The 10,587-nt window shown below is 46.6% G+C and carries 8 protein-coding genes, 1 tRNA gene and 1 rRNA gene; 2 read left to right on the top strand and 8 right to left on the bottom strand.

Annotated elements, in window-relative coordinates:
- The first annotated feature begins 177 nt into the window (after positions 1-177).
- Positions 178-1,560: a sigma-54 interaction domain-containing protein gene (locus tag WMO25_RS02505; RefSeq protein WP_349083910.1), complete on the top strand. Its 1,383-nt coding sequence runs from the start codon at positions 178-180 to the stop codon at positions 1,558-1,560.
- Between the two features lie 136 nt (positions 1,561-1,696).
- Here the strand turns inward: WMO25_RS02505 and WMO25_RS02510 are convergent, their stop codons facing one another.
- The 6 genes from WMO25_RS02510 to WMO25_RS02535 all read right to left on the bottom strand — a co-directional run bounded on the left by WMO25_RS02510 (position 1,697) and on the right by WMO25_RS02535 (position 7,912).
- On the bottom strand, positions 1,697-2,035 hold the full coding sequence (locus WMO25_RS02510; protein ID WP_015513926.1) for a P-II family nitrogen regulator: 339 nt from the start codon (positions 2,033-2,035) through the stop codon (positions 1,697-1,699).
- A 224-nt stretch (positions 2,036-2,259) separates the two neighbouring features.
- Positions 2,260-3,648 (bottom strand): NADPH-dependent glutamate synthase, encoded by a 1,389-nt coding sequence (gene gltA, locus WMO25_RS02515; protein ID WP_349083912.1) that lies wholly within the window; start codon positions 3,646-3,648, stop codon positions 2,260-2,262.
- Positions 3,648-4,535, bottom strand: a complete 888-nt coding sequence (locus WMO25_RS02520; protein WP_215631303.1) for a sulfide/dihydroorotate dehydrogenase-like FAD/NAD-binding protein — start codon at positions 4,533-4,535, stop codon at positions 3,648-3,650. Before WMO25_RS02520 ends, gltA begins: the two co-directional genes overlap by 1 nt.
- Positions 4,536-4,634: 99 nt before the next feature.
- On the bottom strand, positions 4,635-6,233 hold the full coding sequence (locus WMO25_RS02525; protein ID WP_349083915.1) for an ASKHA domain-containing protein: 1,599 nt from the start codon (positions 6,231-6,233) through the stop codon (positions 4,635-4,637).
- A 16-nt stretch (positions 6,234-6,249) separates the two neighbouring features.
- Entirely contained in the window at positions 6,250-6,897 is a 648-nt protein-coding gene (locus WMO25_RS02530) for an epoxyqueuosine reductase QueH (protein ID WP_349083916.1), read from the bottom strand.
- Positions 6,898-6,913: 16 nt separating this feature from the next.
- Positions 6,914-7,912 (bottom strand): nucleoid-associated protein, encoded by a 999-nt coding sequence (locus WMO25_RS02535; RefSeq protein WP_227083049.1) that lies wholly within the window; start codon positions 7,910-7,912, stop codon positions 6,914-6,916.
- A gap of 141 nt (positions 7,913-8,053) precedes the next feature.
- Here WMO25_RS02535 and WMO25_RS02540 point away from each other — a divergent pair, with 141 nt between their 5' ends.
- On the top strand, positions 8,054-8,914 hold the full coding sequence (locus tag WMO25_RS02540; RefSeq protein WP_349083917.1) for a YitT family protein: 861 nt from the start codon (positions 8,054-8,056) through the stop codon (positions 8,912-8,914).
- 262 nt (positions 8,915-9,176) lie between these two features.
- On the opposite strand, the gene WMO25_RS02545 is transcribed toward WMO25_RS02540, so the two are convergent.
- Positions 9,177-9,251 (bottom strand) — tRNA-Pro (locus WMO25_RS02545).
- Between the two features lie 77 nt (positions 9,252-9,328).
- Positions 9,329-10,587: ribosomal RNA gene (locus WMO25_RS02550) — 23S ribosomal RNA — on the bottom strand; the annotation flags it as partial.

A 10,587-nucleotide genomic window follows, 5' to 3' on the forward strand; every position in this document is an offset into this window, starting at 1 on the left:
CTGGCTGAATATTCACGTACGGAACCGCACGGCCTGCATGATGCGCACACATGTGTTGTCTAATTGTCACATATGTGTTGCATTTCTGTCACACCTGATGTATCATAAAAGCAGTAAAACTGTCACATGTTCATGAACTTTCTTTTGCATTTTGAATGGAAACTAAGGATATTTATTATGAATTTTACACCTTTATGGACAGCTGCCCTTAATGCCTTTTCCAATTTTATCATTGTAGATGAACATTGCCGCATTGCCTACATGAATAAACCCTACACAGAAATTTTGAATGTACAGTTAGAGGACGTCATTGGCAAACCGATCAAAAGTGTGATTCCGACCACGAAACTTCCGGAAGTAATGGCCTCGGGAAAAGCACATATCGGTGCCTTAATGACTCTTTATGATCACAAAACTGGCAAAGATATCAGTTTTGTCTGCAACCGTATCCCTTTGATCGAAGATGGGGAAGTCATTGGCGGTGTTGCCATCTCCACATTTAACGAAGTTGGGGAGATCTACAATCTCTACTCAGAAGTTGAAAAAATGCAGCAGCAGAATGAGCTGTATCAGCAGACGATTGAACAGCTGCGCAAACAGACCAATCCACTGGATTATATCATCGGTACTTCGCAGGCTATCCAGCAGATCAAGTCCACCATTGCCATCTTCGCCAATTCCGGATTATCCATTCTTCTTACCGGAGAAACCGGCGTTGGAAAGGAAGTATTTGCCAACGCACTGCATCAGCTCAGCAGCCGGAGCACCAGCAACTTTGTTAAGATCAACTGTGCGGCTATTCCAAAGGATCTTCTTGAATCCGAGCTTTTCGGCTACGAAGGCGGCGCTTTTACCGGTGCCAAAAAGGGTGGCAAAATCGGCAAATTCGAACTGGCTGACGGCGGCACACTGCTGTTAGATGAAATCGGTGAGATGCCGCTTCCGCTGCAGTCAAAGCTTTTACGTGTACTTCAGGAAAAGGAAGTCGAACGCATCGGCGGTGTCACCCCCATCAAAGTGGATGTCCGCCTCATCTGCAACACGAACCAGAATCTGACGCAACTGATTCAGGACGGACGTTTCCGTGCCGATCTTTATTATCGTATTAATACCATTGAACTGGCTATCCCGCCCCTCCGTGACCGTCTCGATGACATTCCCGACCTCTGTAATTTTTTTGTTCAGAAGTTCAATCGTGAAAACGGCAGCTATACACAAGGCGTCGAACAGGAAGTGCTGGCTCTGATGCAGCAATACATCTGGCCGGGCAATGTCCGTGAACTGGAACATGTCATTGAACGCCTGTGCTTTTTAAATCCTCACAGTACCATCGGCATTGCCTCCTGTGATTTTCTGCTGAACAAGCTGTCCGGTGACCATACATTATCACGGCCTGCCGCCGCGTTTTCTTCCCTTCAGGAACAGCGCAGCAGCGCAGAAATCGATCTGATCCGCCAGACCCTTCGCCAAACAGACGGCAATAAGGCAAAAGCAGCCAGAATTCTCGGTATTGATCGCACTGTACTTTACCGTAAACTTAAGAAATATCATATTGATTAACCCCAAAAACGGGGGAAGGCCTTATCTTACGATAAGGCCTTATTAGGGAAATAGAATGTATTTACAATAACCTCAAAACATACAAAATGTCTCAAAGCTAAAGCCAATTTGAATATACAGTCTGCGGACTGTATGCTTAAATCGCATCTGCACCGCGTTCGCCGGTACGGATACGAACAACATCTTCGATGTTGTAAATGAAAATCTTACCATCACCATAATTGCCGGTGCTGATCTCTTTGACAACTCTGTCCACAATCTTCTCTGCTGCGTCATCTGCAACAACAGTTTCGACTTTTACCTTTGGCAGAAGGTTGACATTATACGTTGTACCTCTGTACATACGTGTATAACCTTTCTGATTACCATAACCCATAATGTTTGTGATCATCAGGCCGCTGGCTTCGCAGTCATCCAGAATATTTTTCAAACTTTCCAGTTTTTCCGGTTTGATAATAATCTCTAATTTCTTCATCACATAACCTCCTCATTCATCCAATCAGGCAGCTATTTGGCGCCTGCACTTTACACAGCTAAAGTGTGATGGTAATAAAAAAACGGTGCTCCTCTAAAAAGGAACACCGTTGTTCTCAAATATGTCTCTATTATACCCCTGAAATATGAAATGTCAATCATTTTTTTCCAAATTCCAGAAATTTTTAATAATAGTACAATCCTGTATGGTCCAAAACCGTATAATTATTTATTGCTGAGATATTCATCAATACCTTTCGCTGCTGCCTTGCCGGCACCCATCGCCAGGATAACCGTTGCAGCACCTGTTACAGCATCACCGCCGGCATAAACACCTTCCTTGGTTGTTGCGCCGTTATTCTCATCTGCGATGATACACTGCCATTTATTCACATCCAACCCCTTTGTCGTAGAAGAAATCAGAGGGTTTGGTGATGTACCAAGGGCCATGATAACTGTATCTACATCCAGGTCATACTCTGAACCAGGCACTTCTACAGGTCTTCTTCTGCCGGATTCATCCGGCTCACCAAGTTCCATCTTGATGACACGAAGGCCCTTCACCCAGCCATTCTCATCCACAAGGATTTCCTTCGGGTTGCGAAGCAGATGGAACTGGATTCCCTCTTCCTTTGCATGATGCACTTCTTCCACACGGGCAGGAAGCTCTTTCTCACTTCTTCTGTAGACAATATAAGTCTCTGCGCCGAGACGAAGAGCTGTTCTGGCTGCATCCATAGCAACGTTACCACCGCCGATAACAGCAACTTTCTTGCCCTGATGGATCGGTGTATCATAATCATCTCTGAAGGCTTTCATCAGGTTGTTTCGTGTCAGGAACTCGTTGGCAGAGAAAACGCCGTTCGCCTGCTCACCAGGGATACCCATGAACTTCGGAAGACCGGCACCTGAACCAATGAAGACTGCATCATAACCCTCTTCATTGATCAGTTCATCAATGGTAATGGATTTGCCGATGATCACATTCGTCTCAATTTCGACGCCCAATTTCTTCACGTTTTCTACTTCATGAGCTACAACTGTCTGCTTTGGCAGACGGAACTCAGGAATACCATAAACAAGCACGCCGCCAGCTTCATGAAGGGCTTCAAAGATCTTCACGTCATACCCCATCTTGGCCAGATCACCGGCACATGTCAGTCCTGCAGGACCGGAACCGATAACAGCAACCTTCTTGCCTTTCTTCTCCTTGGCAGGAATAGGTGCAATATTGTTCTCTCTTGCCCAATCTGCTGTAAAGCGCTCAAGCTTACCGATGGAGACAGGCTCACCCTTAATACCGAGGATACACTTGCCTTCACACTGGGATTCCTGAGGGCATACACGGCCGCATATTGCAGGCAGCGCTGAAGATTCGCCGATCACCTGAGATGCTTTCTCAAAATTGCCTTCCTTTACTTCTGCGATAAATGCAGGGATATTGATATTGACAGGACATCCTGTGATACATCTTGCATTCTTACAGTTCAGACATCTGGAAGCTTCTTCCATTGCCTCTTCCTTGTTGTAACCAAGACATACTTCTTCAAAATTCTTCGCACGTACTTCCGGTGCCTGTTCACGTACAGGTACTCTGTTCTTCTTATCTGCCATTATCTGTCACCTCCGCAATTGCCACATCCGCCATGGTGTGTACTTCCTTCCTGCAGTTTCAGCATTGCTCTGCCTTCCTGGGTCTTATAGCTCTGCTGACGCTGCATAGCCTGATCAAAATCTACAAGATGGCCGTCAAATTCAGGTCCGTCTACACAGGCAAACTTCACCTTGCCGTCCACAAGCAGACGACAGGCACCGCACATACCGGTACCGTCTACCATGATCGGGTTCATGCTGACAATTGTAGGGATCTCAAGTTTCTTTGTCAGCAGACATACGAATTTCATCATGATCATCGGGCCGATGGCAACGCAGAAATCATACTTTGTGCCCTTTGCAGCCAGTTCTTCGATCACTGCTGTAACCATACCGTGACGTCCGTAAGAACCATCATCCGTTGTCACATATAAATTGCCGGCAACAGCTTCCATTTCCTTCTCAAGGATCAGAAGTTCTTTGTTCTTGGCACCAACGATAACATCTGCTGCCACACCATGCTCATGCAGCCACTTAACCTGAGGGTAAACAGGTGCTGTACCCACACCACCGGCTACAAATAAAATCTTCTTCTGCTTCAGTTCTTCAATATCGTCCTCAATCCATTCGGATGCCTTGCCAAGAGGGCCTGTTACATCCTGGAAGAAATCACCCTCGCGGAGCCAGGACATCTTCTCCGTGGATGCACCAACTGTCTGGAAAACAATTGTGACTGTACCTTTCTCTCTGTTATAATCACAGATGGTCAACGGGATTCTCTCGCCAACCTCATCCATCTTGACAATCAGGAACTGTCCAGGCTGGCATGCGCGTGCCACACGCGGTGCTTCAATTTCCATCAGAAAAATCTTATCTGCAAGTTTTTCTGCTTTTACAATTTGATACATTCCATATCCTCCTATAACTGATTTGTCTCCCTATTACTTATGGGCTCTATTATACTCACTTTTCGACAAAATTGCAACCATATGTTCTAAATATTTTTGTTAAAAGCACGAAAAATTCAAAAAAGTTTTTGTGAATTTCGGTTGCTTCGCCAAAGAAATTTCCCTTGTATGCTGAATCATACGCCGAATGCCTTCCTGATCCGGGCGTTGGATATACATGCACAGACCTGCAATAACCGCATTGCCTAAAATATGCACCCGTTCCGCCAGTTTCTCCGGTATGAGCCCTGCCCCGGCCGCTTTGGCAATATCCAACTGACTGCCAAAACCACCGGCCAGCTCCAGCGCTTCAATTTCTTCCATCCGATACCCGGCGTTCTCAACCAGTATCTCAAGTCCGGCGCGGATAGCCGCTCTGGCTTTCTGGTATTCTCTGATATCCGCCTGGGTAATGACAATCTTTCCAGGAATGATCTCCAGTCCTCCGGATGCATAACGGGGACTTAATCTTCCTGTATTATCCATCATCCGGCTCTTTCTCATCTCCGAAATGGCTGACACAAGACCACTGCCGCAGATACCCACCGGCGGCTTTCTGCCGATGGTCTCATAACGAACCAGGCCATACTGTATCCGCACATCCCGCACAGCCCCAGGAATACTGCCTGTACCACAAGATAACTGCCCGCCCTCAAAGGCCGGTCCTGCCGCTGCAGAGCTGACAAGCATTCTCTCTCTATTGCCGACGGCCATCTCTGCATTGGTTCCAAGGTCCAGAAACAGATACGGCTTTTCATTTCTATTCATCCCGCATCCCCACAAACCGGCGGTGATATCTGCCCCGACAAAGGCCGAAATACCTGCTAGCAACGTGACCTTTGTCTGTTTCAGCAGACAGTTTTCCACCAGTGGACTTTCCCCCAGCAGCTCTGCTGTGGATAACTCTTCAAAATCCAGGTTTACCGGTTGAAAAGGCCATGCCGAAAGCCCTCTGCAGTCATAGCCTCTTAATAAATGCAGCATTGTTGTGTTGCCTGCGATCACAATCTGTTCAATCGGTGCATCCGCCGACTTCAACAGACTGACAATACCTTCCGCCAGATCCTGCCGGATCAATGCCTGCATCGCCTGCTCCTGTCCATCCTCCACAGCCGCTTTGATTCTTGCCATCACATCTGTACCATAACTTCTCTGATGGTTCAGTCCCCGGTATTCTGTGACAATCTTTCCGCTGTCAGTATGCACCAGCGCCATCACAAGGGTTGTGGAACCGATATCCACAGCAATGCTTAACGACACTTTGTCAGGCATCCGGCTGTCCTTATCTGACTTTACACCATACGCCTCCGCTGTATTCTGCCGCTGAATTGGTTCCCTCACTAACGACTCGGCATGCTGAACCGGCGGCACATAAAAGCCGTCTTCCCGCTGTATTTTCTCAAAGGTGATCGCGCATGATGCCGTGATCACAGCCCGGCATCCCAGACGATATCCAGCCTTTAATTCATCCTCGCTGAAAAACTGCCTGTCTTCCGTCGTTATAGGTAAACTCCCCTCCGTTATCCGGATTCTGCATTTTCCGCAGGTGCCCCTTCCGCCGCAATATAACGGAAAATAAATCTTCTCTCTTCTTAATATAGAAAGAAAAGGTTCCGGAGCTGCCAGTGAAATGGTTTGACCGTTTATTTTTATTTGCATACTCAGGCCTCCATTTCTACAACGACTTCTCTTTCCTGATGTCTTGATCTCCGTCGTCTTTTCCGCCTCCGGTTTTATGTCCGGTGTCTTCCTCTTTTCTGTTGTTGTATTTCTGGATGGTCACCAGACCCTTCTTCCTGTCCAGGAAGCGATCTTCCTCACTGAACACACAGCCGCAGTATTTCTGCATATACAGCCCCATGGCTCTGGCTTTTTCCTGTCCTTCCTTAAAGTACGGACGAAAGTCTCTGTACAAAAATGTTACATGATATTTTTTCGCCATTGCCTGTGCTGTCTTAATAATCAGTTCATGGTTCTGATAGGGACTGATGAGCAGCGTTGTTGAAAAGCTGTCATAGCCGTTTTCCGCCGCAAAGCGGGCTGTTTCTTCCAAACGACACAAATAACAATAACCGCAGCGGCTTTCATAATGCGGATACACATGATCGATAAAATTGCGCAGCCCATACTCATTCTTGACAATCAGACGCAAATGAATATCCGCGGCATACTTCGTCAATGTATTCTTTCTGGCTTTGTATTCTGTCACCGGATGAATGTTCGGATTGTACCAGAATCCCGTAGGCTCGATGCCCTCCGCTCTCAGCGTCTCGATACACATCACCGAACAGGGTGCACAGCAAATATGCAATAATAGTCTCATTTCCTGCCTCCTGTTCCTATTTGTTCTCGATGAATCCGATTTCTTTGATCAAAATAGACATCTTCCCGTCATCATTCTGATGATACTCCAATATACTCTCATCCTTCAGCAATTCCAAAGGCACCAGAAGCTCAATACCGCTGTCTGTTACCAGTTTCTGCTTCTTGCCAAGTTTACGCTCTGTCTTCTTGCTGACATAAACCGGTATCTTTGGAATCTGCTGCTGTTCAGCCACTTCCTGATAAAGGACCGCCGCCTGCTCATTATCCTTAAAAACAGCCTCCTCAAGTTCCGGTACAATGATCTGCCCCTTCTCTTTGACCTGATCAGCCACAATCGTCTTATATTCCATAATCTTCTGCGGCGCCTGTTCTTCATAACAGTGCTTGATGGTTTCTACAACAGAATCATCAATCGCCTTCACCGTTACTGCCTCAGAAGGTTTAAAATCCAGTTTCAATACCTGATCCGCCAGATAGTTCTGCTTCAATCCGTCAATATAGCACTCAAAATCCGATACCTGCGCCTGATTATCATTCAAATTCAGATAGAAATACTCATTCACTTTCGGAGACGGTCCCGGCAAGATCATATGATTCAGCGTCCAGTGCACTGCACTGTTCTCATCCTGTGACACCAAAAATCTGGATTGATAATTACTCTTAAAAAATGTAATATAATCCTGATCTTCCAGCGTCACCCATGCAAACATACCTGCCCCTGTCTGGATTTCCGGGTTCGCATGCATCAGATCCTGAATCTCATCACAGATACAATTCACAAAAGCCTCAAACTGATCACCAGTCTCCGGCAAAATCTGCTGAAGTTCCGATTCTTCATGAATAAAACCTTTTCTGGATGTCTCATGATAATAATATTTTGCGACCATCTGGCAGAGATATCTGTACATTTCATCCTCATCACCGGGTACATAACCTGAATAAGGAACAACCTCTAAAGTCGTATCAAACATACAGAAAAAAACTTTCTTAATTACAACATCCTGCCATTTCACATTATTTCCTCCCATCTTCTGCTCACTCTGCCCCATTATACATAATAACCGTAAAGAATGTCAACTTTTCTTTCCTGTATTGACTATCTCACAGCTTGCGTCTATACTAAGGGCATAAAAAGATTTGAGGGAGGCACCTACATGGAAAAGAATGTTTCCAAAGAGGTCAAACGAATTATCATCTGCTGTATCGCATCCTGCATTATAGCCGTCAATATCCGGACATTCGTCCGCACCGGCGGGCTTTTTCCCGGCGGCGCAAACGGCCTGACATTGCTAATCCAGAGCATTTTTGACCGTTATCTTCATATAACAATACCTTATACTGCTATCAACGTTCTTCTGAATGCCATTCCTGTTTATATCGGTTTTCGCTTTATCGGCAAAAAATTCACGCTTTGTTCCTGTCTTGTCATATTCCTCACCGGTTTTCTGACAGACAGTCTGCCGGCTTACACCATCACCTCCGATATTCTGCTGATCAGTATTTTCGGCGGTCTGATCAACGGTTTCGCTATCAGCCTTTGTCTGAAATGTGATGCCACCACCGGCGGAACGGATTTTATCTCCATTTTCCTGTCCCGCAGAAAGGGCATTGATGCCTGGAATATCATTCTCGGCTTCAACGTCGTGATCCTCGCTATCGCCGGATTACTTTTCGGCTGGGATAAAGCCCTTTATTCCATGATTTTCCAGTATACATCCACACAGGTACTGCATCTGCTTTACAAACAATATCAGAAACAGACTCTTTTTATTGTTACGAACAAAGCAGAAGCCATCTCGCAGCTGATCTATGATACCACTGTTCATGGTGCCACTATCATCGACTGTGAAGGTGCCCATAAACACAGCGAGCATAAGATTGTCTACTCTGTTGTGTCCCGCGATGAGAATAATTCAGTCATCCGCGCGGTTCGCAAGGCAGATCCGCAGGCATTTATTAACAGTATGCCTACCAATGAACTGGAAGGCCATTTCTATCAGCGGCCGATCGACTAGTACATCGTCCTTCCTGTTTATCTTAGCATTGACATTTTGGGAAGTAAAATGCCTGTATGGGTATGTGATTCATATCTAAAAGTTAATACGCATTTATTTTTTTAACAAGCAATAAAGACAAATAAAAGGACTCTATTGGTCCTTTTACTGTTTTAATATATGAATTTTGATATTTCCACGAGTAAACAAAAAATCCTAATAAGCAACATATCTTATGCGTATTAGGATTTTTTCATTTATTCTTTATATCTATTTATGGTCATCGGGGTGACAGGATTCGAACCTGCGACCTCTTGATCCCAAATCAAGCGCTCTAGCCAAGCTGAGCCACACCCCGATATAAAGCATTATAAAATAAAAACCATGCACCTTCAAAACTGCATATCATAAAACACTCTGCCTTTTAGAACCATTTTGGTCAAGCCCTCGACCGATTAGTAACAGTCAGCTCCGGACATTACTGCCCTTCCACCCCTGCCCTATCTACCTCGTCGTCTTCAAGGGGTCTTACTTCTTTCGAATGAGAGATCTCATCTTGAGGGGGGCTTCACGCTTAGATGCCTTCAGCGTTTATCCCGTCCGGACTTGGCTACTCTGCCGTGCACCTGGTGGTGCAACAGATACACCAGTGGTCCGTCCATCCCGGTCCTCTCGTACTAAGGACAGCTCCTCTCAAATCTCTTACGCCCGCGCCGGATAGGGACCGAACTGTCTCACGACGTTCTGAACCCAGCTCGCGTACCGCTTTAATGGGCGAACAGCCCAACCCTTGGGACCTACTCCAGCCCCAGGATGCGATGAGCCGACATCGAGGTGCCAAACCACTCCGTCGATGTGAACTCTTGGGAGTGATAAGCCTGTTATCCCCAGGGTAGCTTTTATCCGTTGAGCGATGGCAATCCCACTTTATACCACCGGATCACTAAGTCCTACTTTCGTACCTGCTCCACCCGTCGGTGTCGCAGTCAGGCTCCCTTCTGCCTTTGCACTCTCCGAATGGTTTCCAACCATTCTGAGGGAACCTTTGAGCGCCTCCGATACCCTTTCGGAGGCGACCGCCCCAGTCAAACTCCCCGCCTGACATTGTCCGCCTGCCGGTTCACGGCAGCTCGTTAGAAACCTGGCATCACAAGGGTGGTATCCCAACAGCGGCTCCTTAATGACTGGCGTCATCAATTCTCAGCCTCCCACCTATCCTGTACATGTCATACCGGGTCCCAGTATCAAACTAGAGTAAAGCTCCATGGGGTCTTTCCGTCCTGGCGCAGGTAACCAGCATCTTCACTGGTATTTCAATTTCACCGGGTGTGTTGTCGAGACAGTGCTCAAATCATTACGCCTTTCGTGCGGGTCGGAACTTACCCGACAAGGAATTTCGCTACCTTAGGACCGTTATAGTTACGGCCGCCGTTTACTGGGGCTTAAGTTCAAAGCTTCGCCTTGCGGCTAACCTCTCCCCTTAACCTTCCAGCACCGGGCAGGCGTCAGCCCATATACCTCACCTTTCGGTTTCGCATAGACCTGTGTTTTTGCTAAACAGTTGCTTGAGCCTTTTCTCTGCGGCCCATTTCTGGGCGCCCCTTCTCCCGAAGTTACGGGGCCATTTTGCCGAGTTCCTTAACAACACTTCTCCCGCCGGCCTTAGGATTCTCTCCTCATCCACCTGTGTCGGT

The sequence above is a fragment of the Coprococcus intestinihominis genome (genome assembly GCF_040096555.1).
Lineage (GTDB): Bacteria > Bacillota > Clostridia > Lachnospirales > Lachnospiraceae > Coprococcus_A > Coprococcus_A intestinihominis.

Coding starts and splice junctions, on each gene's coding strand:
- WMO25_RS02540 (WP_349083917.1), top strand. CDS start 8,054: ATGGAAAAGAATGTTTCCAAAGAGGTCAAACGAATTATCATCTGCTGT.
- WMO25_RS02520 (WP_215631303.1), bottom strand. CDS start 4,535: ATGTATCAAATTGTAAAAGCAGAAAAACTTGCAGATAAGATTTTTCTG.
- WMO25_RS02505 (WP_349083910.1), top strand. CDS start 178: ATGAATTTTACACCTTTATGGACAGCTGCCCTTAATGCCTTTTCCAAT.
- WMO25_RS02530 (WP_349083916.1), bottom strand. CDS start 6,897: ATGAGACTATTATTGCATATTTGCTGTGCACCCTGTTCGGTGATGTGT.
- gltA (WP_349083912.1), bottom strand. CDS start 3,648: ATGGCAGATAAGAAGAACAGAGTACCTGTACGTGAACAGGCACCGGAA.
- WMO25_RS02525 (WP_349083915.1), bottom strand. CDS start 6,233: ATGCAAATAAAAATAAACGGTCAAACCATTTCACTGGCAGCTCCGGAA.
- WMO25_RS02510 (WP_015513926.1), bottom strand. CDS start 2,035: ATGAAGAAATTAGAGATTATTATCAAACCGGAAAAACTGGAAAGTTTG.